This is a genomic window from Micromonospora sp. WMMC241 (assembly GCF_027460165.1).
Classification (GTDB): Bacteria; Actinomycetota; Actinomycetes; order Mycobacteriales; family Micromonosporaceae; genus Micromonospora; species Micromonospora humi.
The window spans coordinates 2,992,396-3,015,718 of the sequence record NZ_JAPZBF010000001.1 but is presented as its reverse complement, the minus strand read 5'-3'; the positions used below and the strand labels follow the sequence as shown (position 1 = coordinate 3,015,718).

Below are 23,323 nucleotides of genomic sequence, written 5' to 3'. Positions count from 1 at the left end.
GGTGACGGTAACCCGCGCCGGAAAACCTTCTCGGGCGCGCCTCGTCGCGAAACGCCGCACCGACTGAGAACCTTTCTCACATGCTGCGTCCTGAGGTGCTGCCCCGCGCGCGTCCCGCCCTGCCCGGCGGCCCGGCCGACTTCACCGAGGCGTGGCTGCGCAACCGGCGCCTGTCCGAGCACACCCGCGACGCCTACCGCCGCGACGTCACCGGCTGGCTGCGCTGGTGCGCCGAGCACGGGGTGGAGCCGCTGCGGGTCACCTTCCTCGACGTCAACGCGTACGGCCGGGATCTGGAGTCCATCCCGCGCGGGCGCGACGGGCGTCCGCTGACCCCGGCCACCGTGGCCCGCCGACTGTCCGCGTTGTCCAGTTGGTACGACTTCCTGGTCAAGCTGGGCGCGGTGCCGGCCAACCCGGTCGCCGCGGCGGACCGGCCCCGGGTCGACCGGGACCACTCCGCGACCGTCGGCCTGAGCCCGGAGGAGGTCGACGCGCTGCTGGCCGCCGCCGAGGCCGACACCGGCCCCACCGCCGCCCGCAACCGGGCCGCGCTGGCGCTCCTGGCCGACCTGGGGCTGCGCGTCGGCGAGCTGGTCTCGCTGAACCTGGCCGACCTGGGCGCGGAGCGCGGGCACCGCAGCGTCCGCTTCGTCGGCAAGGGCGGCAAGGTCCGCCGCCGCGCGCTCACCCCGGGCACCGCGTACGCGCTGGACGCCTACCTGGCCGAGCGGGCCGCCGGGCAGGGGGTGACGGTGCCGGAGCTGACCGGCCCGCTGCTGGTCACCGCCACCGGTGGGCGACTGGACCGGCACGCGGTGTTCCGGCTGGTGCGTCGCCTCGCACAGAGCGCCGGGATCGCCGCCTGGGCCCGGCTGTCGCCGCACTCGCTGCGGCACTCGTTCGCCACCACGGCCCGCTCGGAGGGGGTGCCGCTGGAGGACGTGCAGGACGCGATGGGGCACGCCGATCCGCGCACCACCCGCCGCTACGACCGGGACCGGCACAACCTGGACCGCGACCCGGCGTACGCGATCTGGGCCGCCCGCGCCCGCCGGCGCGGCTGAGCGTCGCACCCCGGCCGTAGGGTGCCGGCATGCGACACGGCCTGGAGATCCCCTGCGGCGGCGCCTCGGTGACGGACCTGGTGGCGCTCGGCGAGCTGGCCGAGCGTGCCGGCTGGGACGGCGTGTTCCTGGAGGACTATCTGATCCACCACGCCGGCGACGACCCGCCGACCTGGGATCCCTGGCTGGTGCTGGCGGCGGTGGCCGGGCGCACCGAGCGGGTCCGGCTGGGCACCACGGTGACCGCGCTGCCCCGGCGTCGCCCGGCGAAGCTGGCCCGGGAGGTGCTCACCCTCGACCACCTCTCCGGCGGCCGGGCGGGCGTCGCGGTCGGGGTCGGCGATCCGGCCGACCGAGGGCTTGCCGCGTTCGGCGAGCCGACCGACGTGAAGACCCGCGCGGCGATGCTCGACGAGGGCCTCGACCTGCTGGTCGCGCTGCTGGGCGGCGAGCGGGTCAGCCATCGGGGCGCCCACTACCGTGCCGAGGACGTGGTGCTGCGCCCGGCGCCGGTGCAGTCGCCTCGGGTGCCGGTCTGGGTCGGCGGCAGCACCCAGGCCGGAGCGGTGCTGCGGCGGGCGGCCCGGGCCGACGGGATCGTGCCCTACAAGCTCACCGACACCGACGGCTGGTCCGACTTCACCGCCGACGAGGTGGCCGCCCTGGTGGCCGCGCTGCCGGCCACCCGTGCCGACGGTGCGCCGTTCGACGTCGCGGTCGGCGGCCGGCGGCGCCGCGCCGACGAGCGCGCCGAGCGGGCTTACTTGGCCGAGTTGGCGGCGGCGGGCGCCACGTGGTGGCTGGAGTACGTGCCGGCCGGTGACCCGGCCGCGATGCGGGCCGCGGTCGCCCGCGGCCCGCTGCGCTGAGTCAGTCGTTGCGGCGCGGGCAGAGGCAGAACGGCTGCCCGATCGGGTCGAGCAGCACGGTCCAGCCCTCGCCGGGCTGGTGGTCGGGGCGGGTCGCGCCGGCGGCCAGCAGGTCCTTCTCCGCCAGCGCCACGTCGTCGACGACCAGGTCGAGGTGGTAGCGCTTGGCGCCGTTCTCGTCCGGCCAGGCCGGCGGCGCGTACCCGGGCACCAGGCCGAAGCCGATCGACGTGCCACCGGAGACGATCATGGCGTACTCGGCCTGGCTGTGGGTGATCTCCCAGCCGAGGGCGTGGGCGTAGAAGGCCGCGTGGGCGGCCGGGTCGGAGCTGTCCAGGTTGACCATCGCGAGGTCGGCGTGTGTCGTCATGTCGGGGAAGTCTGCCGACCGTACCTGCCACCTGCTGTCAGGTACCGCCCGCGGGTCGCAGGGTCAACCGGCCGTCGGGGCCCCGGCAGGCCAACGCGTCGGCGACCAGGTGGCAGTCGCGGGTGCCGGCGGGCAGCGTGCCGCCCTGGCGAGGGCCGTCGGGTCCGACGTCGACGAGCGAGGCGCGGCCGTCGCCGCCCGGGCGCAGCAGCACCTGCCGGCTCGGGTCGGGGCCGCCGGGCACCGGCTGCCAGCCGGCGCCTCCCGGCCATCGCCACAGCGACGCACCGCTGCCCGCGTCGAGCGCGCGCCGGTCGGTCATCCCGGCCAGGCAGAGCACCCGGGGGCAGCCGGGCGCGGGTGTCTCCCCGACCGGCAGCAGCCGCCGCCAGCGCGGGGTCAGCGCCGGCAGGTCGTAGCCGGTCAGCGCGGTCCCGCCGGGCGCGGGGTGCCGCAGCACCAGGTGGTCGCCGACGACGAGCGGGTTGTCCGGCGCGTACCCGGCCGGTGGCAGGCGGGTCTCGGCGATCGCCGCGCCGTATCGGGTGTCGTGCACCCGGGCCAGTCCGCTGTCGTGCACCACGACGACGCGCCCCGGTGCCGTCGCGAGCACGGCGGTCGACGGCACCGGTGTCGACCAGCGGTCCGCGCCGGTGGCGAGGTCGACGCCGCGCACCGCGCCCTGGATCCGTTGGCCGGGGTCGGCGACGCTGCGCACCTCGGTGACCGCCACCGCGGCGGCGCCGGCCACGTCGACCCGGTCGGGGCGGCGCCAGCGCAACTGCCCGGTGTCGGCCGCGTAGGCCGACGTGCCGGTCACCTGGCGGGCGGAGTCGCGGGTGGTGACCAGCACCAGGTCGCCGACGGACGCGGCGGACCGTGCGCCGGCGGGCGCCGGGACGCGCCACGTCACCCGGCCGGTCGAGGTGTAGCCGGTCAGCGTGGTCGGGTCGGCGACCAGCAGCAGGGCGCCGGTGGGCAGCAGGAGAGCCCGGGCCGGCAGCGGTGGCCCGCTGATCGCCGGTCGGGCCGGCGCGGCGGCGGCGCCCAGCAGCAGGCAGCCGGCGAGCACCGGCGCGACCAGCCACCGTCGGGTCGACGCCGGTCGTGGCGTCGGCGCGGCGGCCGGCCGGTCCAGCTCGATCACCGGTCCGGGGCGGTCGGGTGTCATCCGGGCTCCTCGCGAGGGGTGGCCCGACGGTAGACGATCAGTGGTCGCGGGGGCGAGTGCGGCGCAACCGGCTGCGGGCCGGTCGCGGTTTGCCTACCGTCGGTGGTGATGGGCAGGGAGCAGGTGTGGCACCGGCCGGCCCGGCGTCGCCGGCCGATGCGTGCGGGTGTGCTGGCCGCCGGGCTGGGGCTGGGTACCTGCCTGATCGGGGTGGCCGGGCTGGCGGTGTGGAACGCCCAGGTGGTGCTGCAGGCCGGCGGGCCGGTGCGGGAGACCACCGACGGGTTCTTCCGCGAGGTGGCCGCCGGCGACACCGACCGGGCGTACGGGCGGCTGTGCCGCGAGGCGCGCAGCCGGTGGAGTCAGGCCGGGTTCGGCAGTTGGGTGCGCACGCCGCCGCTGGTCAGCGGCTACGAGATCGTCGACGTGTCAGTGACCACCCGGGCCGGGCGTCCGCGCGCCACGGTGGTGGTGCGACTCAACCGCGACGGCGGCGGCAGCGAGGAACGCGAGCTGCCGGTGGTGTCGGAGGACGGCGGCTGGCGGGTGTGCGGGGACCCGTTCTGAGGCTCAGGCGCGCGGGCCGAGGTCGCCGGAGCGGTAGTGCCGCCGGCACAGCACCTGGTAGCGCACGTCGGCGGTGTCGACGGTGTCGCCGATGACGACCTGCGCGCCTTCGCGGACCACCCGGCCCTGCACCACCCGGGCGTTGAGCAGCCCCTCGCGCCCGCACCAGCAGAGCACCTCGACCTGGATGCGGGCCACCTCGTCGGCCAGCTCGAACAGCCGCTGCGCGGCGGGGAACAGGCAGGAGCGGAAGTCGGTGGCCAGGCCGAAGGCGTAGACGTCGACGTCGAACTTGTCGACCAGCTCGGCCATCTGCTCGACGTGCTCCAGGTCGTAGAAGGACGCCTCGTCGCAGATCAGGTAGTCCACGCGTACCCCCTCGGCCCACGCGGAGCGGACCAGGTCGCGCAGGTCGAGGCCGTCGGTGACCTCGATGGCCTCGTGGGCCAGGCCGATGCGGGTGGTGACCTGGGGGCCCAGCGAGCGGTCGATGCGGGTGGTGACCAGGCCGCGGCGGCCCTGCCGGGCGTGGTTGTAGTTCATCTGCAACGCCATGGTGGACTTGCCGCAGTCCATCGGCCCCCAGAAGAACTTCAGCGCGGCGGCGTGCAGGGGCCGGCCGTCGACGCCCCGTGCGGCGGCGCAGCCACCGGCGCGGTCGTCGCCGGGCCCCGGCAGGGGGCGGGCCAGGCAGGTCGGGGAGGCAGCGGCGTCGTCGGTCACGTCGGGGCAGCCTAGCCGATCGACGCCGCCGCATACCGGCCGCGATGATCGACCCGGCCGGGTCAGAGCACCCGGGGCGGGGTGTTGCCGGCGGCGAGGATGGCCCGGCGCATCGGCACGGCGGCCAGCAGCGCGAAGCCGACCACGAAGAAGATCAGCAGGGAGACCAGGCCGACCCGGTAGGACGAGGTCAGCTGGAAGACCAGGCCGAAGGCGAGCGGGCCGAGCCAGCTGGTGCCCTTGTCGCTGATCTCGTAGAAGCCGTAGTACTCGCCCTCCTTGCCGGCGGGGATGAGCTGGCTGAACAGCGAGCGGCTCAGCGCCTGGCTGCCGCCGAGGACCAGGCCGATGCAGCCGCCGAGGATCATGAACGGCACCGGCGCCTCGGCGGGCAGCCGGAACGCCGCGATGATCACACCGGTCCAGAGCACCAGCGACAGCAGCACGGTCTTCCAGGCGCCGATGCGCTTGGCGAGGGCGCCCAGGGTGAGCGCGCCGCCGAAGGCGAGAAACTGCACCAGCAGGATGGTCACGATCAGCGTGCTCTGCTCCAGGCGCAGTTCCTCGGTGCCGTACTGGCTGGCGAGGGTGATGACGGTCTGGATGCCGTCGTTGAAGACCAGGAAGGCGAGCAGGAAGAACAGCGTCAGCGGGTACGCCTTGATCTCGCGCAGGGTGCGCCCGAGTTGCCGGAACCCGTCGGTGAGCACGTTCGCGCCGCCGCCGGCCACGGCGGCGGCGGTGGGGTGTTCGCGCAGCCAGCGCAGCGGGATCAGGGTGAACGCCGCCCACCACACGCCGGCCGACACGATCGACCAGCGGGCCAGGTCGAGGGTGCGCTGGGCGTTGCCCTCCTCGCTGAGCGCGGTGACGGCGACCAGGTTGAGCGCGAGCAGCAGGCCGCCGCCGAGGTAGCCGATGGCCCAGCCGCGGCTGGAGATGCCGTCGCGGTCGTCGGGGCCGCCGAGCTGCGGCAGGAACGAGTTGTAGACCACCACGGCGGCGCCGAAGCTGATGTTGGCGATCAGGAACAGCGCGCCGCCGAGCAGGTAGCGCTCGCCGGTGACGAACGCGAAGGCGATGGTCGCCCCGGCGCCGGTGAACGCGGCGGCGGCGAGCAGCCGCTTCTTGTGCGCCGACCGGTCGGCGATCGCGCCGACCACCGGCAGCACGAACACGGTGAGGAAGACCGACAGCGAGATCAGGTACGGGTAGTAGGAGCCGGCGGCGACGCGGATGCCCAGCGGGTGCACCACGCCGTCGCAGCTGTCGGCGCCCAGTTCGCAGCCGGCGGCCAGTTCGGTGACGGTGGTCAGGAACGGGCCGAGGAAGACCGTGATGACGGTGGTCTGGAACGCGGAGTTCGCCCAGTCGTAGAAGTACCAGCCGGTGCGTTCGCGTCGGGTGCTGCCCGGGCGTGCGGGCTCGGCGACGGCGGGGGTGACCGTATCGGCCATCGGGCGGTCCTCGAGTGGCTCAGGCGGCCCAGTGGCCGCGGCTGCGGTAGACGTCGCGGAGCACGCCGACGTGATCGGTCATGATGCCATCCACACCAAGATCAAGTAAGTGGTGCATCTGGGCGGGTTCGTCGATCGTCCAGACGTGCACCTGCAACCCGATCCGGTGGCAGTAGGCCAGGAACCGCCGGTCCACCACCGGGATCCGCCCGTAGGAGACCGGCACCTGCGCGGCGACCACGGACGGCGGCAGCCGCAGCGACCGCCCGTGCAGCGAGGCCATCCGCAGCCGGGCCACGGCGCGCATGCCGAGGCTGGTGGCGACTTTCGGGCCGGCCAGGGCCCGCAGCCGGGTCAACCGGGCGTCGCTGAACGAGGCCAACAGCACCCGGTCGGCGGCGCCGGCCCGACCGACCGCGGCGACGGTGGGCTCCACCCCGCCGTCGGCCTTGACGTCGACGTTGAACCGGACCTCCGGCCAGGCGGCGAGCACGTCGTCGAGGCGGGGCACCACGGCGGCGCCGCCGACGCGCACCGAGGCGAGGTCGGCCCAGCGCAGGTCGGCGATGCGCCCGGGCTCGCCGGTGACGCGGCGCAGCGTCGGGTCGTGGAAGACCACCGGCACGCCGTCGGCGGTGGCGTGCACGTCGGTCTCCACGTACCGGTAGCCGAGGGCGACGGCGCGGGCGAACGCGGCGGCGGTGTTCTCGTCACCGTCGGCCGCGCCGCCGCGGTGGGCGAAGGCCAGCGGCGCGGGCGCGTCGAGGTAGCCGTGACGGGGCTGCACGCCGGCAGTATGCCGGGCGCGGACGGCGCGCGGGTGTCCGGCCAGCGAAATTCCCTATCCTTCCCTGAAGCCGCTAGAATAGGGTGCGATGAGTAACGACATGTACTCGGTGGAGCAGGTGGCGGAGTTGCTCGGGCTGCACGTGCGCACCGTGCGCGGCTACATCCGGGCCGGCCGGCTGCGCGCCACCCGGATCGGCAAGCAGTACCGCATCGCCCGCGCCGACCTCGACGCGTTCACCGGCCGCCCGGCCCCACCGCCGGGCGCGGCGGCGGAGGTGTCGAGCATCGTGGCGCTCGACGGCGTCGACCGGGCCGGCGCCGACCGGCTCGCCACGCTGGTGCTCGCCGGCGTCAACACCCACCACGACCCGGACCGTCCGCTGCGGGTGCGCACGGTCCACGACGAGGAACGGCACCGAATGACGATCGTGATCCTGGGCGACCTGGCCGCCACCGCCGAGCTGCTGCGGCTGCTCGACGCGGTGCTCGACGGCGACAACGGCCTGCTCGGCGGGGCGACCCACGATGGCTGACGAACTGTCCGAGCGCGCCGGGGTGACGGTGCTGCTGTGCGATCCGGCCGGCCCGCCGATCGCCACCGAGGCCGACGCGCTGGACCTGATCGGCGCGGCGTTCCTCGGCGCCACGGTGGTGGCGGTGCCCGCCGAGCGACTCGATCCGAGCTTCTTCGCGCTGGGCACCCGCTTCGCCGGGGAGGTCATGCAGAAGTTCGTCAACTACCGGCTGCGCCTGGTGGTGGTCGGCGACATCTCCGCGCACCTGGCCGAGAGTGGTGCGCTGCGCGCGCTGGTCGCCGAGTCCAACCGCCACGACCAGGTGTGGTTCGTGCCCGACCTGGCCGCCCTCGACGCCCGCCTGCGCGCCGCCCGGTAAGCCCCGCGTCGATCTTGCATTTCCGGCCCTCGTTCGGGGAGGTTTTGCCCGATACGTCCGGACAGCAAGTGCAAGATCGGCGGGGGAGGCGCTCAGCGCAGCCAGCCGGCGGTCAGGGCGGTCACGCCCAGGCCGTCGGTGTCGGCCAGCTTGACCGCGACGAACTGCCGGGCGGCGGCCGACGTCTGCACGCGGGGCGCGGGTTCCGGGTCGGTCAGCGTCGCCACCACCGCCGCGGCGGCCTCGGCCGGGGACTGCGCGGCCGCGAACGCGCCGGCGCTGCGCTCGAGGTACGCCCGCAGCGCCGGCCCGTACGGCCCGGCGGCGGCGACGGCGGTGTCCGGGTCGACGCCGACGTTGGCGACGAACTCGCTGGCCACCGCGCCGGGCTCGACCACGCAGACGCTGACGCCCACGGTGGCCGCGACCGGGGCGAGGGATTCCATGAACCCCTCGACGGCGAACTTCGCCGCGCAGTACGCCTCGTTGAACGGCTGTCCGACCACCCCGCCGACGCTGGTCACGGTGATCAGGCGGCCGTGCACGGCGCGCAGGTGCGGCAGGGCGGCGCGGGTGACGTGCAGGACGCCGAAGAAGTTGACCTCCAGGACCGCCCGGACGTCGTCGACGGTCTCCTGTTCGAGGGTGCCGACGTGCCCGGCGCCGGCGTTGTTGACCACCGCGTCGAGCCGGCCGTGGCGGGCCACCACGTCGGCGACGCAGGCGGCGACCGAGGCCTCGTCGACGACGTCGAGCCGGCGTACCTCCAGCAGGTCGCCGACCCCGGCGGCGTCGGCGGCCGCGCGCAGCGCGCCGGAGCGCCCCGGGTCGCGGAGCGTGGCGACGGTGCGCCAGCCGGCGCGGGCGGCGCCCACGGCGGTGGCCAGGCCGATGCCGGTGGAGGTGCCGGTGATCAACACGACGGGTGCGCTCACGCCTGTCACGGTCCCATCCCGGCGGCGCCGGTGCGCCGGGTTCAGCCGGTTCGGTGCCGGCGGTGCGCGCGGCTGAGGTCGACCGGGCGGCCGGGGTCGACGTGGCGCGGCCGGTCCGGCTCGTGCGGGCGCAGCGGGGCCAGGGTGTCGGTGATCGCGTCGATGATCCGGTCGGTGGCGTGCCGGGCCGCGCCGGGCACGCCGGGGCGCAGGTCGCGCAGGGTCACCGGGGCGCCGAAGTGCACCCGGATCACCGGGCGCCGGCGCAGCGCTCGGGCCAGGCCGCGCAGCATCCCCTTGGGGGCGCGGTAGGGCAGCACCTCGTGCGAGCCCCACTGGGCGACCGGGACGACGGCGGCGCCGCTGGCGAACGCGAGCCGGGCGGCGCCGGTCTTGCCGCGTTCGGGCCACATGCCGGGGTCGAGGCCGATGCGTCCCTCGGGATAGACCAGCACCACCGAGCCGCCGGCGACGGCCTCGGCGGCGATCTCCAGGGAGCGGTGCACGGCGGTGGTGCCCCGGTCGACGCGGATGTGCCCGGCGCGGCGCATCAGCGCGCCGAGCACCGGGGCGCGGAACAGCCCGCCGGTGGCCATGATGCGGGGGGCGACCCGCCGGAGGTGGCAGGCGGCGGCGAGCACCACCGGGTCGAACGGGCTGATGTGGTTGGCCGCCAGGATCAGCGGCCCGCGGCGCAGCTCGGCCGGCACGTCGCCGGTGACCTCGAGGCGGCCGATCAGCGCGACGACGGCGCGGGCGAGCGTCTGCGCGCCGCGCCACAGCAGCGGCGCGCGCCAGGGGGAGGTGTCCATCAGTGGTGGATGGTCGCATGTCACGGCGTGATCAGGGTCATTGGTCCCGGGTCGGTTCGGGACCTGCGGCCCTCACGTTTCCACTACGACGCCGAGTAGTATTTACTACGTCTCGTAGTACGAAGGCTGGGGGTTTCAGGTGGACGCGTTGGACGTCGCCCGCTGGCAGTTCGGTGTCACCACCGTCTACCACTTCTTGTTCGTGCCGCTGACCATCGGCCTGTCCGTCCTGGTCGCCATCCTGCAGACGATGTGGCACCGCACCGGCAACGAGCGCTACCTCAAACTCACCAAGTTCTACGGCAAGCTCTTCCTCATCAACTTCGCGATGGGGGTGGTCACCGGCATCGTGCAGGAGTTCCAGTTCGGCATGAACTGGAGCGACTACTCCCGCTTCGTCGGCGACATCTTCGGCGCGCCGCTGGCGATCGAGGCGCTAGTCGCGTTCTTCCTGGAGTCCACGTTCATCGGCCTGTGGATCTTCGGCTGGGACCGGCTGCCGAAGCGGCTGCACCTCGCCGCGATCTGGGCCGCGGCCATCGGGACCAACCTGTCGGCCTACTTCATCCTCGCCGCGAACTCGTTCATGCAGAACCCGGTCGGCTTCCGGATCAACCCGGACAGCGGCCGCGCCGAACTGACCGACTTCGTCGCCGTGCTCACCAACAAGGTCGCCCTGGTCACCTTCCCGCACACCCTCGCCGGGTCGTTCCTGGTCGCCGGGTCCCTGGTGGTCACCGTCGGGCTGTGGCACGTGATGCGCAACCGCGGCAGCGCCGACACCGGCGCCTACCGCTTCGCCACGAAGTTCGGCTCCTGGGTGGTGCTGGTCTCCTCGGCGCTCGTCGTGCTCACCGGCGACATCCAAGGCAAGATCATGACCGAGGTGCAGCCGATGAAGATGGCCGCCGCCGAGGGCCTCTACACCACCGAGAGCCCCGCCTCGTTCTCCGTACTCACCGTCGGCAGCCTCGACGGCAGCCGCGAGGTCTTCGCCGTCAAGATCCCCTACCTGCTGTCGTTCCTCGGCACCGGCGACCCGAACGGCACCGTGCAGGGCATCAACGACCTGCAGGCCCAGTACGCCAGCCAGTACGGCCCCGGCAACTACGCCCCGATCATCCCGGTCACCTACTGGAGCTTCCGCTTCATGATCGGTTTCGGGTTGGCCGCCGCCGCGATCGCCCTGCTGGTGCTGTGGAGCCAGCGCAAGGGCCGCACCCCCACCAGCCGGTGGCTGCTGCGCGCCGGCCTGGTCATGCCGGTGCTGCCGCTGCTGGCCAACTCCTTCGGGTGGATCTTCACCGAGATGGGCCGCCAGCCGTGGATCGTCTTCGGCGAGATGCTCACCCGCAACGGCGTGTCCCGCAGCGTCTCCCTGACCGAGGTGCTCACCTCGTTCACCGCCTTCACCCTCATCTACGCCACCCTCGCGGTGATCGAGTTCAAGCTGCTGGTCCGCTACGCCCGCGCCGGCGTACCCGACGTCAGCGACCGACCCGCCGACGACGACACCGACGACGCGCAGCGCCCGCTCGCGTTCGCCTACTGACCCGGAGCCCACCGTGGAACTGACGACCGTCTGGTTTCTCCTCGTCGCCGTGCTCTTCACCGGCTACTTCATCCTCGAAGGCTTCGACTTCGGCGTCGGCATGCTGCTGCCCGTGCTCGGCCGCGACGACCGGCAACGCCGCGTCCTGATCAACACCATCGGCCCGGTGTGGGACGGCAACGAGGTGTGGCTGATCACCGCCGGCGGCGCCATGTTCGCCGCCTTCCCCGAGTGGTACGCCACCCTGTTCTCCGGCTTCTACCTGCCGCTGCTGCTCATCCTGCTGGCCCTGATCGCCCGCGGCGTCGCCTTCGAATACCGGCACAAGCGCCCCGAGGCGTCCTGGAAACGCCGCTGGGACCAGGCCATCTTCGCCGGCTCGGCGGTGCCGGCCGTGCTGTGGGGCGTGGCGTTCGCCAACATCTTCCGCGGCGTGCCGCTGGACGCCGACCACGAGTACGTCGGCGGCCTGCTCGACCTGCTGCACCCGTACGCGCTGCTCGGCGGCCTGACCACCCTCGGGCTGTTCCTCACCCACGGCGCGGTGTTCCTCGCGCTCAAGACCACCGGCGACATCCGCGAGCGCGCCGGCGCCCTCGCCGTCAAGCTCGGCGCCGGCACCGCCGTGGCCGCGGTGGCGTTCCTCGGCTGGTCGCTGACCATCCGCTCCAGCGCCGCCGCCGTCGTGCTCGCCGCCGGCGCCGCGCTCGCCCTGCTCGGCGGCCTGGCCGCGGCCCGGGTACGCCGGGAGGGCTGGGCGTTCACCGGTACCGCGGTGGCCATCGCGCTGGCCGTGGCGACCCTGTTCGCCGCGCTGTTCCCGAACGTGCTGCCGTCCACCGGGGACCCGGCCGGCACGCTCACGGCCACCAACGCCGCGTCCACCCCGTACACCCTGAAGATCATGACCTGGGTGGCGGTGGTGTTCACCCCGATCGTGCTCGCCTACCAAGGTTGGACCTACTGGGTGTTCCGCCGCCGAATCGGGGTACAGAACATTCCGCAACACTAATGGACCTGTGGGCGCAGGGGTACGCGGGGCCGGGGCGAGGGGGTCGCACCGGCCCCGCGGGGCGTCCGGGACCCGCTCAGCGCGCCTCGCGCAGCTCCGCCAGCCGCGCCTCGATCTCGGCCAGCTCGGCGCGCAGCTTCTCCGCCTGCTGCTCCGCCTCGGCCCGCTCGGCGGCCAGGATCTGCTCCACCGCCTCCTGCACCCCGGGCACGTCCACCAGCGCCACCATCCGCAGCGCCTCGGCCGGCTTCACCACGTACGGCCGAGCGAGGGCCTTCGTGCCCTGCTGCGCGGCGACCGTCCACTCGCCCTCGGCGTAGGCAAGCGTCACCGTCAGCCCGGGCGGGCTCTTCGGCTTCGCCGCCTTCACCGCCCGCTTCGCCGGCTTCGGCTCCACCTGCTGCTGCTCCACCTTCGGCTCCTCCCGCCGCGGCGCCGGCACCCGCGGCGTGTCCAGCACGAACTCCGGCTCCGCGACCGCCGGCGCGCTCGGCGGCGCCGGCTCCGGCTTCGCCTCGGCGACCGGCTTGCGACCGGCGCCCTTGGGCGCGATCGCCACGTCGGCGGGGGAGAAGGGCAACTCGTCGCGGCCGAAGCGCACCACCACGAACTCCTCCGACACCGCCGGGTCGGTCAGCTCCACCACCTGCCCGAGCTGCCCGGCCATCTGCCCGGCCGCCTCGGTGAACACCACCCGCGGTTTACGGCCCGCCGCCAACGACTCACGGATCTGCTGGACCTCGTCAGTGGACAAACCCTGGACCGCCATCACGCCACGCCCTCTTCCGTACACCTGTTTGATGCAGCCTTGATACCAGTCGGGGGCGACAGCGCGACGCTCAGCCCCCGAGCGCGCGCAACGCCGCGTCGGCGTGCTCGTTCATGCTCAGCTCGCTGTGCACCACGGCCAGCACCCGCCGGTCCGCGCCGATCACGAACGTCATCCGCCGGGTGCTCAACGCGCCCAGCGGCAGCCGCCGCCGCACCCCGAACGCGTCCGCGACAGTGCCGTCGACGTCCGACAGCAGCGGATAGTCGAAGTCGTGCCGGCGGGCGAACTCCGCCTGCCGGTCCACCGGGTCCCGGCTGATCCCCACCCGGGTCGCGCCCAGCGCCGTGAACTCCGCCGCCAGGTCCCGGAAGTGGCAGCTCTCCGCCGTGCACCCGCGGGTCATCGCCGCCGGGTAGAAGAACAGCACCACCGGACCCGCGGCCAGGAACTCCGACAGCCGCCGGGGCGTACCCGTCTGGTCCGGCAGCGTGAAATCCTCGACCAGGTCACCGACACTCAACGCGTTACTCATGGCACGAGGATAGGTAGACATCGCCGAGGCGGCTCCGACGTACCCGGCGAGCGACGGAGAAGCCGCCGCCCGAGACGAGGGAACGACCGTGAAGTACGTCATCATGATCCACTCCAATCCGGAACCGTGGGGGCACCCGACCTCCGACTACCTGGCCGCCCACCAGGACCTGCCCGAGCAGGTACGCCAACGGCTCAACGCCGACTTCGAGCAGGTGATGGCCGAGCTGCACGCCAACGGCGAACTGATCGGCGGCGAAGCGCTCGGCGCCCCGTCCGCCGCCCGGCTCTACCGGTGGCACGACGGCGCGCCGCTGGCCAGCGACGGCCCCTACTCCGAGGCCAAGGAACACCTCGCCGGCTTCTTCCTCATCGACGTCGAGGACTCCGCCCGTGCCGACGCCGTCGCCGCGAGGTTCGCCGGCCCGGGGGAGACCGTCGAGCTGCGTCCCCTGATGTGGCCCGGCGGCGACGATCAGTAACGCCACGCACCCGGACCTCGCGGACGTGTGGCGCCGGGAGGCGCCACACGTCCGCGGCGCGCTGCTGCGCCGCTACGGCCACGCCGACGCCTGCGACGACGCCGTGCAGGAGGCGGCCGAGGCCGCCGTGACCCGCTGGCCCGTCACCGGTGTCCCCGACGACCCGCGGGCCTGGCTCGTCCGGGTCGCGTCGCGGCGGCTGATCGACCGGCTACGCGCCGACACGGCCCGCACCCGACGCGAAACCCTCGACGCGGCACGGCGACCCGACGCCGGCGTCGCGCCCGCCGCCGACGACACACCCGCGCCGGCCGTCGACGACACGCTCCGGCTGCTGTTCCTCTGCTGCCACCCGGCCCTGAGCAGGCCGTCGCAGGTCGCGCTGACCCTGCGCGCCGTGGCCGGGCTGCCGGTGGCGCAGATCGCCGCCGCCTTCGCAGTGCCGGCCCGCACCATGACGCAGCGCCTCAACCGGGCCCGCAGCGCCCTGCGCCAGGCGGGCGCCCGGTTCACCATGCCACCGCCGCGGTCACTGCCCGACCGGGTCGCCGCCGTGCTGGACGTGTGCCACCTGGTGTTCACCGAGGGCTACACGCGGACCTGCGGAGACAGCCTGGTCGACGGGGAACTGGCCGAGGAGGCCATCCGGCTCACCCGCCAGATCCACACCGCGCTGCCCGGGCACCACGAGGTGACCGGCGCCCTCGCGCTGATGCTGCTCACCCACGCCCGCTCACCCGCGCGCACCGACTCCGGCGGCGACCTCGTGCCGCTGGCCGAACAGGACCGCTCCCGCTGGCGCCGCGACCTCATCGACGAAGGCGTCACCCTGCTCGGGCAGGCCCTGCCCCGGGGCCCGGTGGGCCGCTACCAACTTCAGGCCGCCATCGCCGCCGTCCACGCCGAGGCGCCGACGTTCCAGGCCACCGACTGGCGCCAGATCAGCGTCCTCTACGACATGCTCAGCCGCGTCGCGCCCAGCCCGTTCGTCACCCTCAACCAGGCCGTCGCCGTGGCCATGGCGCACGGCCCGGCACTCGGGCTGGCCCTGCTCGACCCGCTGCTCACCGACGCGGCGATGCTCCGCCACCACCGGCTGCACGCCGTGCGCGCGCACCTGCTGGAACTCAACGGCGAACCGGACGCCGCCGCCGAACACTACCGCCGTGCCGCTCGACTGACCGCAAGCCTTCCCGAACAGCGCTACCTCAACCGGCGACTCACCGGGCCGTGACACCTCGGCGCGCCGGCGCCGCTCACCGCCACACCGCCGCCACCTCGTCGGCCACCACCGCCGCCTGCGCGAACCCGGCGCGCGCCGACGCCGCCCGCCGCGTCGGGTCCAGCACGTTACGCCCGATCGCGGCGCGCGCCGCCCGTTCCGGCGCCACCACCGTCGCCCGCGCCCCCGCCGCCTGCAACGCCGCCACCTGCGCCGACAGCCGCGGCATCGGCCCGACCGCCGCGCTGGTGGGCGCCAGCACCACGACCTGCCGGGCGCCGGCGGCCAGGTCCGCGTTCACCGGGGAGCGCACCCCGCCGTCGACGAAGCGCCGCCCGCCGACGGTCACCGGCGGCCACACCCCGGGCACCGCGCAACTCGCGCCGACCGCGTCGACGAGCGAAACCCCGCTGGCTGCGTCGAACACCACGAACTCACCCGAGGCCGCGTCGACCGCGGTGACCAACAGCCGCCGCGCCGGCCACGCCGCCGTCGGCAGCCGCGCCGCGATCACCGCCCGCCGTGACTCCTCCGACGGGGTACGCGCCGACAACGCCAACGCGCCCACCCGCGCCCGGGCCCGCGCGCCGGCCCACGCCCACCGCGCCAGCACCCCCAGGCCCAGACGGGCGGGCACCTCGTCGCGTGGCGGGCGCAGTTGCGCCGCGTACAACTGGGCCAGGGGCACACCCGAGCACACCTGCGCCCCGACCACCGACCCGGCCGACGTGCCCACCACCAGGTCCGCCTCGTCCAACCGCACGCCCCGCTCGGCCAGCCCGGCCAGCAGCCCCAGCTCCCAGGCCACCCCGGTGACCCCGCCGCCGCCCAGCACCAACGCCCGCCCCATGTGACCGTCCTCTCCGTCCCCGGTGGTCCCGCCCACGGTAACGTCGCCCCCACCACCGGGCAGGGGAGAACGCATTGACCTGGATCACCATCGTCACCGGCGGCGGGCGCGGCATCGGCGCGGCCACCGCCCGCCGGCTCGCCGCCGACGGGCACGACCTCGTCATCGGCTACCGCACCGACCACGCCGCCGCCGAAGCCGTCGCCACCGACGTGCGCGCCGCCGGCCGCCGCGCCGTCACCGTCGCCGCCGACACCTGCGACCCCGAGCAGGTCCACCGACTCTTCGCCGCCGCCGAACGGCTCGGCCCACTCACCGGCCTGGTCAACAACGCCGGCGTCACCAGCCCGATCGGCCCCTTCACCGACCTGCGCGCCGAGGACCTGCGCGAGGTCGTCGACGTCAACCTCGTCGGCTACGTGCTCTGCGCCCAGCAGGCCGCCCGCCGGATGAGCGCCGGCGGCGCGATCGTCAACGTCTCCTCCGCCGCCGCCACCCTCGGCAGCCCCGGCGAGTACATCCACTACGCCGCCGTCAAGGCCGCCACCGACACCCTCACCGTCGGCCTGGCCAAGGAACTCGCGCCGCGCGGCATCCGGGTCAACGCGGTCGCCCCCGGCATCATCCGCACCGACATCCACGCCCGCTCCGGCGTGCCGGACCGCCCCGACAGCGCCGCCGGCCGGATCCCGCTGGGCCGCGCCGGCGAACCCGACGAGGTCGCCGGCGCGATCGCGCACCTGCTCGGCCCGGACGCCTCCTACACCACCGGCGCGGTCCTGCGCGTCGCCGGCGGACTGTAGAGACGACGGCGGCCCGGGGCAGACCCCCGGACCGCCACCACCACCGTCGTCAGTTCGTGAACAGCTTCGCCGCCGTGATCAGCGTCTGCACCACGCCGTACCCCAGCAGCGCGGCCACCACCAGCCACGACACCACCAGGCGGACCTGCTGCCCGCCGCCGCTGCGCTCGTTCACGATCCGCTCCGCTCCGCCGTCACCGGCTGTCCGTCCGCCATCTCGTCCCGGCCCGACGCCGGCTCGTGGAACCGCTGCGGCACCGGCCGGATCAGCAGGTTCGCCAGCAGCCCCACCGCCAGCACCCCGACCATCGTGAACAGCGCCGGCCGGTACGCCGACGCGGTCAACGAGCCCGGCTCGCCCTGCGCGTCGAGGAACGCGTTGACGATCAGCGGCCCGGCCACCCCCGCCGCCGACCACGCGGTCAGCAGCCGGCCGTGGATCGCGCCCACCTCGAACGTGCCGAACAGGTCCCGCAGGTACGCCGGCGCGGTCGCGAACCCGCCGCCGTAGAACGACAGGATCACGCAGGCCAGCAGCACGAACAGCGCCGTCGCGCTCTGCCCGAACAACGCCAGCAGCAGGTACAGCACCAGCCCGACACCCAGGTACACCACGTAGATCGGCTTACGGCCGATCACGTCCGACGTCGAGGACCAGACGAACCGGCCGGCCATGTTGAACAGCGACAGCAACCCGACGAAACCGCCGGCCGCCGCCACCGACACCGCCGAGGTGCCGTTGTCCCGGAAGAAGTCCTGGATCATCGGGCTGGCCTGCTCCAGGATGCCGATGCCCGCGGTCACGTTGCAGAACAGCACCACCCACAGCAGCCAGAACGAGCGCGTCTTCACCGCGTTGGCCGCCGACACGTTCGCGGTGGTCACCAGCGGCTTCGCCGCCACGCTCGCCGGGTCGAACCCGGCCGGACGCCAGTCCGGCGCCGGCACCCGCACGTTGAACACCCCGAACATCATGATCGCGAAGTAGCCGACACCGAGCGTGACGAACAGCCACACCAACGCCGAACCCGACGCCGTCGACCCGCTGTTCGACGGGTCGTACCCGGAGTCGAAGAACGACAGCAGCTGCCGGGACAGGGGAGAGGCCACCATCGCCCCACCGCCGAAGCCCATGATCGCCAGGCCGGTCGCCAGGCCCGGCCGGTCCGGGAACCACTTGATCAACGTGGAGACGGGGGAGATGTACCCGATCCCCAACCCGATGCCGCCCAGCACCCCGTACCCCAGGTACAGCAGCCACAGCTGCGACGTCGCGATGCCCAGCGCGCCCACCAGGAACCCGGCCGCCCAGAAGCACGCCGAGACGAACATCGCCTTACGCGGCCCGTTCGCCTCCACCCAGGTCCCGGCCACCGCGGCCGACAACCCCAGCATCACGATCGCGATGCTGAAGATCACGCCGATCGCCGTCTGCCCGGTGTCGAAGTGCGCGATCAGGGAGTTCTTGTACACGCTGGTCGCGTAGACCTGCCCGATGCAGAGATGGATCGCCAGCGCCGCCGGCGGGATCAGCCAGCGGCTGTACCCCGGCGGCGCGATGGTTTTCCGACGATCGAGTGCGGAAAGCATCAGTGCTTCCTCCGTCCAGATGGCGAGAACCGCTCGCTTCATGCCCCCAGCGCACGCTGCGCCCAAACCCGCGACGCGCCCGACGGTCGAAACCATGAGCCGAGCGGTCGACGCTACCCCCGCCCGTCGCCCGACGACCACTCAGCGTGACCACCCGCCGGGATGCGACGATGGGCCGGTGAAGATCCTGTCCATCCAGTCCTCGGTCGCCTACGGTCACGTCGGCAACTCCGCCGCCGTGTTCCCGCTGCAACGCCTGCGGCACGAGGTGTGGCCGGTGCTGACCGTGCACTTCTCCAACCACACCGGCTACGGCGCGTGGCGCGGCCCGCTGCTCGCCCCCACCGACGTCGCCGACGTCATCGCCGGCATCGCCGACCGCGGCGTGCTCGGCACCGCCGACGCCGTGCTCTCCGGCTACCAGGGCGACCCCGCCGTCGGCGCGGTGATCCTCGACACCGTCGCCCAGGTCAAGGACGCCAACCCGGCCGCGCTCTACTGCTGCGACCCGGTCATGGGTGACGTCGGGCGCGGCATGTTCGTCCGCCCCGGCATCCCCGAATACCTGCGCGACACCGTCGTCCCACGCGCCGACATCGTCACCCCGAACCAGTTCGAGCTGGAATTCCTCGCCGGCCGCCGCACCGACACCATCGACGACCTGCTCGCCGCCGTCGACGCCGTGCGCGCCACCGGCCCCGAACACGTCCTGGTCACCAGCGTCCTGCACAGCGACCTGCCCGCCGGCCACCTCGAGGTCGTCGCCGTCTCCTCCCACGGCGCCTGGGCCGTCACCACCCCACTGCTGCCCATCAGCCCCAACGGCGGCGGCGACGTCACCGCCGCCCTCTACCTGGCCCACCTCGCCACCACCGGCTCACCGCAGACCGCACTCGAACACACCACCAACTCGATCTTCGCGGTGCTGGAGGCCACCCTCGCCGCCGGCACCCGCGAACTGCAACTCGTCGCCGCCCAGGACGCCATCGCCGACCCACCCACCCGCTTCACCGCCCGCCGCCTGCGCTGACCCATGTCGACCGGGTGCGGGGCCGACCCACCCCGCACCCGCCGGCCACCGTCGAAACGCCGACCCACAAGGTGGCCGACGACCCGACCCAGCAGCGAAGATGCACCCGTGCACCCCGACGACCCCGCGTTCGCCCAACGCCTGCGCGACCTCACCCGGCTGCGCCGCGTACGCGACCGCATCGACCGCGAGTACGCCCAACCCCTCGACGTCGAAGCACTCGCCCGCGGCGAACACATGTCCGCCGGCCACCTCAGCCGCCAGTTCCGCCAGACCTACGGCGAATCCCCGTACGCATACCTCATGACCCGCCGCATCGAACGCGCCATGGCCCTGCTGCGCCGCGGCGACCTCACCGTCACCGACGTCTGCTTCGCCGTCGGCTGCCAGTCCCTGGGCACCTTCAGCACCCGCTTCACCGAACTCGTCGGCGAACCACCCAGCGCCTACCGCGCCCGCCACGCACCCGACACCCCCGAACCACCCACCTGCCTCACCAAACAGGCCACCAGACCGATCAGGAATCGAGAAGCCCGACCCACGCCACCCCCACTAGCGTGACCACCATGACGATCACCATCCACTACGCGTTCCTGCCCCACACCGACGCCGACGCCGCCATCGCCTTCTACCGCGACACCCTCGGCTTCGACCTGCGCAACGACGTCGGCCAGGGCGCCACCATGCGCTGGCTCACCGTCGGCCCACCCGAACAGCCCGAAACCGGCATCGTCCTGCACCCCCCGGCCGTCGACCCCGGCATCACCGACGACGAACGCCGCACCATCCACGAACTCATCGCCAAGGGCAGCTACGGCGCGCTCACCCTCGCCACCGACGACCTCGACGCCCTGTTCGACCGCCTCCAGGCCAGCGGCGCCGACGTCGTCCAGGAACCCACCGACCAGCCCTACGGCGTACGCGACTGCGCCTTCCGCGACCCCACCGGCAACCTCATCCGCATCAACCAGCGCCCCTGAAACCCGTCCACGATGACCGACACCCCCCGCACCCGCGCCCGACGCCGCCACGACACCACCCACCGCCTCGAACACGACATCGACTGCTGGGTCGCCAGCGCCGACACCGACGGCACCCCCCACCTCGTACCGCTGTCCTTCCACTGGGACGGCCACACCCTGCTGCTCGCCACCGACGCCGACAGCCCCACCGGCCGCAACCTCGCCGGCGGCCGCGCCCGCATCGCCCTCGGCCACACCCGCGACGTCGTCATGATCGACGGCCACGTCGAGACCCTCGACCTCGACGCACTGCCCACCGAACGAGGGGAGCGGTTCGCCACCCGCACCGGCTTCGACCCCCGTACCCTGACGCCCTACCGCTGGTACCGCATCCAACCCCACCGCGTCCAAGCCTGGCGCGAGGTCGACGAGATGCCCGGCCGCACGCTCATGCGCCACGGCCGCTGGCTGGACTGAACCCCACGACCGGACGGAGACCCCATGACCACGGCCCACGCCGACAGCCACGACGTCATCCGCGTCCACGGCGCCCGCGAGAACAACCTGCGCGACGTCGACGTCGAACTGCCCAAACGCCGCCTCACCGTGTTCACCGGCGTCTCCGGCTCCGGCAAGAGCTCACTGGTCTTCGGCACCATCGCCGCCGAGTCGCAACGCCTCATCAACGAGACCTACAGCGCGTTCGTCCAAGGCTTCATGCCCACCCTGTCCCGACCCGAGGTCGACATCCTCGAAGGCCTCACCACCGCCATCATCGTCGACCAGGAACGCATGGGCGCCGACCCCCGCTCCACCGTCGGCACCGCCACCGACGCCAACGCCATGCTGCGCATCCTCTTCAGCCGCCTCGGCCGACCCCACATCGGCCCACCCAACGCCTACTCGTTCAACGTCCCCTCCGTACGCGCCGCCGGCGCCATCACCGTCGACCGCGGCCCCGGCAAGACCCAGACCAGGAAAGGCACCTTCAACCGCCTCGGCGGCATGTGCCCCCGCTGCGAGGGCCGCGGCAACGTCAACGACATCGACCTCACCGTCCTCTACGACGCCGACCGCAGCCTCAACGAAAGCGCCATCACCATCCCCGGCTACAGCATGGACGGCTGGTACGGCCGCATCTTCCGCGCCAGCGGCATGTTCGACCCCGACAAACCCATCCGCGACTACACCGAACGGGAACTGCACGACCTCCTGCACAAGGAACCCACCAAGATCAAGGTCGAGGGCATCAACGTCACCTACACCGGCCTCATCCCCGCCCTCCAGAAATCCATGCTGGCCAAGGACGTCGACGCCATGCAACCGCACATCCGCGCCTTCGTCGAACGCGCCGTCACGTTCACCACCTGCCCCGACTGCGACGGCACCCGGCTGGCCCCCGAAGCCCGCTCCTCGAAGATCAACGGCATCTCCATCGCCGACGCCTGCGCCATGCAGATCAGCGACCTCGCCACCTGGCTCCACGACCTCGACGAACCCTCCGTCGCCCCCCTGCTCACCGCGCTGGGGGACACCCTCGACTCCTTCGTCGAGATCGGCCTCGGCTACCTCAGCCTCGACCGACCCGCCGGCACCCTCTCCGGCGGCGAGGCCCAACGCACCAAGATGGTCCGCCACCTCGGCTCGTCGCTCACCGACGTCACCTACGTCTTCGACGAACCCACCATCGGCCTGCACCCGCACGACATCACCCGGATGAACAACCTCCTGCTGCGCCTGCGCGACAAGGGCAACACCGTCCTGGTCGTCGAGCACAAACCGGAGACCATCGCCATCGCCGACCACGTCGTCGACCTCGGCCCCGGCGCCGGCACCGACGGCGGCACCATCTGCTACCAGGGCACCGTCGCCGGCCTGCGCGCCAGCGACACCACCACCGGCCGCCACCTCGACGACCGCGCCACCCTCAAGGACACCCCGCGCACACCCACCGGCACCCTGCCCGTGCGCGGCGCGTCCACCCACAACCTGCGCGACGTCGACGTCGACATCCCCCTCGGCGTCCTGGTCGTCGTCACCGGCGTCGCCGGCTCCGGCAAGAGCTCCCTCATCCACGGCTCCCTGGCCAAGCGCGACGACGTCGTCAGCGTCGACCAGAGCCCCATCCGCGGCTCCCGCCGCAGCAACCCGGCCACCTACACCGGCCTGCTCGACCCCATCCGCAAGGCCTTCGCCAAGGCGAACGGCGTCAAACCCGCCCTGTTCAGCGCCAACTCCGAGGGCGCCTGTCCCACCTGCAACGGCGCCGGCGTCATCTACACCGACCTGGGCATCATGGCCGGCGTCGCCAGCACCTGCGAGGACTGCGAGGGCAAACGGTTCCAGGCCGCCGTGCTCGACTACCACCTCGGTGGCCGCGACATCAGCGAGGTTCTCGCCATGCCGGTCAACGAGGCCGAGAAGTTCTTCGGCGCCGGCGACGCCCGCACCCCGGCCGCCCACACGATCCTGGACCGCCTCGCCGACGTCGGACTCGGCTACCTCACCCTCGGTCAGCCGCTGACCACGCTGTCCGGAGGGGAGCGGCAACGGCTCAAGCTCGCCACCCGGATGGGGGACAAGGGCGGCATCCACGTCCTCGACGAGCCGACCACCGGCCTGCACCTGGCCGACGTCGCCCAACTGCTCGGCCTGCTCGACCGGCTCGTCGACGCCGGCAAGTCCGTGATCGTCATCGAACACCACCAGGCCGTCATGGCGCACGCCGACTGGATCATCGACCTCGGCCCGGGCGCCGGACACGACGGCGGCCGGATCGTCTTCGAGGGCACCCCGGCCGACCTGGTGGCCGCCCGATCCACGCTCACCGGCGAGCACCTCGCCGACTACGTCGGGGCCTGAC

The 23,323-nt window shown here is 73.4% G+C and carries 27 protein-coding genes; 15 read left to right on the top strand and 12 right to left on the bottom strand.

Annotation, left to right across the window (positions count from 1 at the left end; translation table 11 throughout):
- Window positions 1–80 precede the first annotated feature (80 nt).
- Together O7598_RS14075 and O7598_RS14070 are read left to right on the top strand one after the other, a co-directional pair.
- Window positions 81–1,067, top strand: coding sequence for a tyrosine-type recombinase/integrase (locus tag O7598_RS14075; protein WP_269691793.1), 987 nt, complete (start codon window positions 81–83; stop codon window positions 1,065–1,067).
- Window positions 1,068–1,096: 29 nt separating this feature from the next.
- Window positions 1,097–1,936: an LLM class flavin-dependent oxidoreductase gene (locus O7598_RS14070; RefSeq protein ID WP_269691792.1), complete on the top strand. Its 840-nt coding sequence runs from the start codon at window positions 1,097–1,099 to the stop codon at window positions 1,934–1,936.
- Between the two features lies 1 nt (window position 1,937).
- Here O7598_RS14070 and O7598_RS14065 read toward each other — a convergent pair whose 3' ends face one another.
- On the bottom strand, window positions 1,938–2,306 hold the full coding sequence (locus O7598_RS14065) for a VOC family protein (RefSeq protein WP_269691791.1): 369 nt from the start codon (window positions 2,304–2,306) through the stop codon (window positions 1,938–1,940).
- Between the two features lie 37 nt (window positions 2,307–2,343).
- Window positions 2,344–3,477 carry an outer membrane protein assembly factor BamB family protein gene (locus O7598_RS14060; RefSeq protein ID WP_269691790.1) on the bottom strand — a complete coding sequence of 378 codons (1,134 nt, stop codon included), beginning with the start codon at window positions 3,475–3,477 and terminating at the stop codon, window positions 2,344–2,346.
- A 108-nt stretch (window positions 3,478–3,585) separates the two neighbouring features.
- On the opposite strand from O7598_RS14060, the gene O7598_RS14055 reads away from it, so the two are divergent.
- Window positions 3,586–4,044 carry an Rv0361 family membrane protein gene (locus O7598_RS14055; RefSeq protein ID WP_269691789.1) on the top strand — a complete coding sequence of 153 codons (459 nt, stop codon included), beginning with the start codon at window positions 3,586–3,588 and terminating at the stop codon, window positions 4,042–4,044.
- A gap of 3 nt (window positions 4,045–4,047) precedes the next feature.
- Here the strand turns inward: O7598_RS14055 and O7598_RS14050 are convergent, their stop codons facing one another.
- The 3 genes from O7598_RS14050 to O7598_RS14040 all read right to left on the bottom strand — a co-directional run bounded on the left by O7598_RS14050 (window position 4,048) and on the right by O7598_RS14040 (window position 7,011).
- The gene (locus tag O7598_RS14050) at window positions 4,048–4,767 is read right to left on the bottom strand and encodes a thymidine kinase (RefSeq protein ID WP_442929855.1); all 720 of its coding nucleotides are present in this window, start codon (window positions 4,765–4,767) and stop codon (window positions 4,048–4,050) included.
- Between the two features lie 62 nt (window positions 4,768–4,829).
- Entirely contained in the window at window positions 4,830–6,224 is a 1,395-nt protein-coding gene (locus tag O7598_RS14045) for an MFS transporter (RefSeq protein ID WP_269691788.1), read from the bottom strand.
- Window positions 6,225–6,243: 19 nt separating this feature from the next.
- Window positions 6,244–7,011, bottom strand: coding sequence for a glycerophosphodiester phosphodiesterase family protein (locus O7598_RS14040; RefSeq protein WP_269691787.1), 768 nt, complete (start codon window positions 7,009–7,011; stop codon window positions 6,244–6,246).
- Between the two features lie 88 nt (window positions 7,012–7,099).
- On the opposite strand from O7598_RS14040, the gene O7598_RS14035 reads away from it, so the two are divergent.
- Together O7598_RS14035 and O7598_RS14030 are read left to right on the top strand one after the other, a co-directional pair.
- Window positions 7,100–7,546 (top strand): helix-turn-helix domain-containing protein, encoded by a 447-nt coding sequence (locus O7598_RS14035; protein WP_269691786.1) that lies wholly within the window; start codon window positions 7,100–7,102, stop codon window positions 7,544–7,546.
- Entirely contained in the window at window positions 7,539–7,907 is a 369-nt protein-coding gene (locus tag O7598_RS14030; RefSeq protein WP_269691785.1) for a DUF4180 domain-containing protein, read from the top strand. Before O7598_RS14035 ends, O7598_RS14030 begins: the two co-directional genes overlap by 8 nt.
- A 92-nt stretch (window positions 7,908–7,999) precedes the next feature.
- Here the strand turns inward: O7598_RS14030 and O7598_RS14025 are convergent, their stop codons facing one another.
- Both O7598_RS14025 and O7598_RS14020 read right to left on the bottom strand, forming a co-directional pair.
- Window positions 8,000–8,842: an SDR family NAD(P)-dependent oxidoreductase gene (locus O7598_RS14025; RefSeq protein ID WP_269691784.1), complete on the bottom strand. Its 843-nt coding sequence runs from the start codon at window positions 8,840–8,842 to the stop codon at window positions 8,000–8,002.
- Between the two features lie 41 nt (window positions 8,843–8,883).
- On the bottom strand, window positions 8,884–9,654 hold the full coding sequence (locus tag O7598_RS14020; RefSeq protein WP_269691783.1) for a lysophospholipid acyltransferase family protein: 771 nt from the start codon (window positions 9,652–9,654) through the stop codon (window positions 8,884–8,886).
- A 139-nt stretch (window positions 9,655–9,793) separates the two neighbouring features.
- Here O7598_RS14020 and O7598_RS14015 point away from each other — a divergent pair, with 139 nt between their 5' ends.
- The gene (locus tag O7598_RS14015; protein WP_269691782.1) at window positions 9,794–11,206 is read left to right on the top strand and encodes a cytochrome ubiquinol oxidase subunit I; all 1,413 of its coding nucleotides are present in this window, start codon (window positions 9,794–9,796) and stop codon (window positions 11,204–11,206) included.
- A gap of 13 nt (window positions 11,207–11,219) precedes the next feature.
- Entirely contained in the window at window positions 11,220–12,218 is a 999-nt protein-coding gene (gene cydB / locus O7598_RS14010) for a cytochrome d ubiquinol oxidase subunit II (protein WP_269691781.1), read from the top strand.
- A 76-nt stretch (window positions 12,219–12,294) separates the two neighbouring features.
- On the opposite strand, the gene O7598_RS14005 is transcribed toward cydB, so the two are convergent.
- Together O7598_RS14005 and O7598_RS14000 are read right to left on the bottom strand one after the other, a co-directional pair.
- Entirely contained in the window at window positions 12,295–12,987 is a 693-nt protein-coding gene (locus O7598_RS14005) for a hypothetical protein (RefSeq protein WP_269691780.1), read from the bottom strand.
- Window positions 12,988–13,057: 70 nt separating this feature from the next.
- Window positions 13,058–13,522 (bottom strand): peroxiredoxin, encoded by a 465-nt coding sequence (locus O7598_RS14000; RefSeq protein WP_269691779.1) that lies wholly within the window; start codon window positions 13,520–13,522, stop codon window positions 13,058–13,060.
- An 88-nt stretch (window positions 13,523–13,610) separates the two neighbouring features.
- Here O7598_RS14000 and O7598_RS13995 point away from each other — a divergent pair, with 88 nt between their 5' ends.
- Together O7598_RS13995 and O7598_RS13990 are read left to right on the top strand one after the other, a co-directional pair.
- Window positions 13,611–14,003, top strand: coding sequence for a YciI family protein (locus O7598_RS13995; RefSeq protein WP_269691778.1), 393 nt, complete (start codon window positions 13,611–13,613; stop codon window positions 14,001–14,003).
- A gap of 25 nt (window positions 14,004–14,028) precedes the next feature.
- Window positions 14,029–15,237: an RNA polymerase sigma factor gene (locus tag O7598_RS13990; RefSeq protein WP_269691777.1), complete on the top strand. Its 1,209-nt coding sequence runs from the start codon at window positions 14,029–14,031 to the stop codon at window positions 15,235–15,237.
- Window positions 15,238–15,259: 22 nt separating this feature from the next.
- On the opposite strand, the gene O7598_RS13985 is transcribed toward O7598_RS13990, so the two are convergent.
- The gene (locus tag O7598_RS13985; RefSeq protein ID WP_269691776.1) at window positions 15,260–16,075 is read right to left on the bottom strand and encodes a patatin-like phospholipase family protein; all 816 of its coding nucleotides are present in this window, start codon (window positions 16,073–16,075) and stop codon (window positions 15,260–15,262) included.
- Between the two features lie 74 nt (window positions 16,076–16,149).
- Between O7598_RS13985 and O7598_RS13980 the strand changes: the two genes are divergently transcribed.
- Window positions 16,150–16,878 carry an SDR family NAD(P)-dependent oxidoreductase gene (locus tag O7598_RS13980; RefSeq protein ID WP_269691775.1) on the top strand — a complete coding sequence of 243 codons (729 nt, stop codon included), beginning with the start codon at window positions 16,150–16,152 and terminating at the stop codon, window positions 16,876–16,878.
- A gap of 49 nt (window positions 16,879–16,927) precedes the next feature.
- Here O7598_RS13980 and O7598_RS13975 read toward each other — a convergent pair whose 3' ends face one another.
- On the bottom strand, window positions 16,928–17,053 hold the full coding sequence (locus O7598_RS13975) for an MFS transporter small subunit (protein ID WP_269691774.1): 126 nt from the start codon (window positions 17,051–17,053) through the stop codon (window positions 16,928–16,930).
- Window positions 17,050–18,468 carry an OFA family MFS transporter gene (locus tag O7598_RS13970; RefSeq protein WP_269691773.1) on the bottom strand — a complete coding sequence of 473 codons (1,419 nt, stop codon included), beginning with the start codon at window positions 18,466–18,468 and terminating at the stop codon, window positions 17,050–17,052. The genes O7598_RS13975 and O7598_RS13970 overlap by 4 nt, the downstream gene beginning before the upstream one ends.
- Window positions 18,469–18,646: 178 nt before the next feature.
- Here O7598_RS13970 and pdxY point away from each other — a divergent pair, with 178 nt between their 5' ends.
- The 5 genes from pdxY (at window position 18,647) to O7598_RS13945 (ending at window position 23,322) form a co-directional block, all read left to right on the top strand.
- Window positions 18,647–19,498, top strand: coding sequence for a pyridoxal kinase PdxY (gene pdxY / locus O7598_RS13965; RefSeq protein WP_269691772.1), 852 nt, complete (start codon window positions 18,647–18,649; stop codon window positions 19,496–19,498).
- Window positions 19,499–19,606: 108 nt separating this feature from the next.
- Window positions 19,607–20,059 carry a helix-turn-helix transcriptional regulator gene (locus tag O7598_RS13960; protein WP_269691771.1) on the top strand — a complete coding sequence of 151 codons (453 nt, stop codon included), beginning with the start codon at window positions 19,607–19,609 and terminating at the stop codon, window positions 20,057–20,059.
- A 5-nt stretch (window positions 20,060–20,064) separates the two neighbouring features.
- The gene (locus O7598_RS13955; RefSeq protein ID WP_269691770.1) at window positions 20,065–20,478 is read left to right on the top strand and encodes a VOC family protein; all 414 of its coding nucleotides are present in this window, start codon (window positions 20,065–20,067) and stop codon (window positions 20,476–20,478) included.
- A gap of 12 nt (window positions 20,479–20,490) precedes the next feature.
- On the top strand, window positions 20,491–20,937 hold the full coding sequence (locus O7598_RS13950) for a pyridoxamine 5'-phosphate oxidase family protein (RefSeq protein WP_269691769.1): 447 nt from the start codon (window positions 20,491–20,493) through the stop codon (window positions 20,935–20,937).
- 24 nt (window positions 20,938–20,961) lie between these two features.
- Window positions 20,962–23,322: an excinuclease ABC subunit UvrA gene (locus O7598_RS13945; protein WP_269691768.1), complete on the top strand. Its 2,361-nt coding sequence runs from the start codon at window positions 20,962–20,964 to the stop codon at window positions 23,320–23,322.
- The last annotated feature ends 1 nt before the right edge of the window (window position 23,323 follow it).

Excerpts from the sequence above, each read along its gene's own strand:
- O7598_RS13950 (WP_269691769.1), top strand. The coding sequence starts at position 20,491 with ATGACCGACACCCCCCGCACCCGCGCCCGACGCCGCCACGACACCACC.
- O7598_RS14045 (WP_269691788.1), bottom strand. The coding sequence starts at position 6,224 with ATGGCCGATACGGTCACCCCCGCCGTCGCCGAGCCCGCACGCCCGGGC.
- O7598_RS13970 (WP_269691773.1), bottom strand. The coding sequence starts at position 18,468 with ATGCTTTCCGCACTCGATCGTCGGAAAACCATCGCGCCGCCGGGGTAC.
- O7598_RS13985 (WP_269691776.1), bottom strand. The coding sequence starts at position 16,075 with ATGGGGCGGGCGTTGGTGCTGGGCGGCGGCGGGGTCACCGGGGTGGCC.
- O7598_RS14020 (WP_269691783.1), bottom strand. The coding sequence starts at position 9,654 with ATGGACACCTCCCCCTGGCGCGCGCCGCTGCTGTGGCGCGGCGCGCAG.
- O7598_RS13955 (WP_269691770.1), top strand. The coding sequence starts at position 20,065 with ATGACGATCACCATCCACTACGCGTTCCTGCCCCACACCGACGCCGAC.
- O7598_RS14000 (WP_269691779.1), bottom strand. The coding sequence starts at position 13,522 with ATGAGTAACGCGTTGAGTGTCGGTGACCTGGTCGAGGATTTCACGCTG.
- O7598_RS14060 (WP_269691790.1), bottom strand. The coding sequence starts at position 3,477 with ATGACACCCGACCGCCCCGGACCGGTGATCGAGCTGGACCGGCCGGCC.
- O7598_RS13945 (WP_269691768.1), top strand. The coding sequence starts at position 20,962 with ATGACCACGGCCCACGCCGACAGCCACGACGTCATCCGCGTCCACGGC.
- O7598_RS14070 (WP_269691792.1), top strand. The coding sequence starts at position 1,097 with ATGCGACACGGCCTGGAGATCCCCTGCGGCGGCGCCTCGGTGACGGAC.
- O7598_RS14075 (WP_269691793.1), top strand. The coding sequence starts at position 81 with ATGCTGCGTCCTGAGGTGCTGCCCCGCGCGCGTCCCGCCCTGCCCGGC.
- O7598_RS14035 (WP_269691786.1), top strand. The coding sequence starts at position 7,100 with ATGAGTAACGACATGTACTCGGTGGAGCAGGTGGCGGAGTTGCTCGGG.
- O7598_RS14030 (WP_269691785.1), top strand. The coding sequence starts at position 7,539 with ATGGCTGACGAACTGTCCGAGCGCGCCGGGGTGACGGTGCTGCTGTGC.
- O7598_RS14005 (WP_269691780.1), bottom strand. The coding sequence starts at position 12,987 with ATGGCGGTCCAGGGTTTGTCCACTGACGAGGTCCAGCAGATCCGTGAG.
- O7598_RS14055 (WP_269691789.1), top strand. The coding sequence starts at position 3,586 with ATGGGCAGGGAGCAGGTGTGGCACCGGCCGGCCCGGCGTCGCCGGCCG.
- O7598_RS14065 (WP_269691791.1), bottom strand. The coding sequence starts at position 2,306 with ATGACGACACACGCCGACCTCGCGATGGTCAACCTGGACAGCTCCGAC.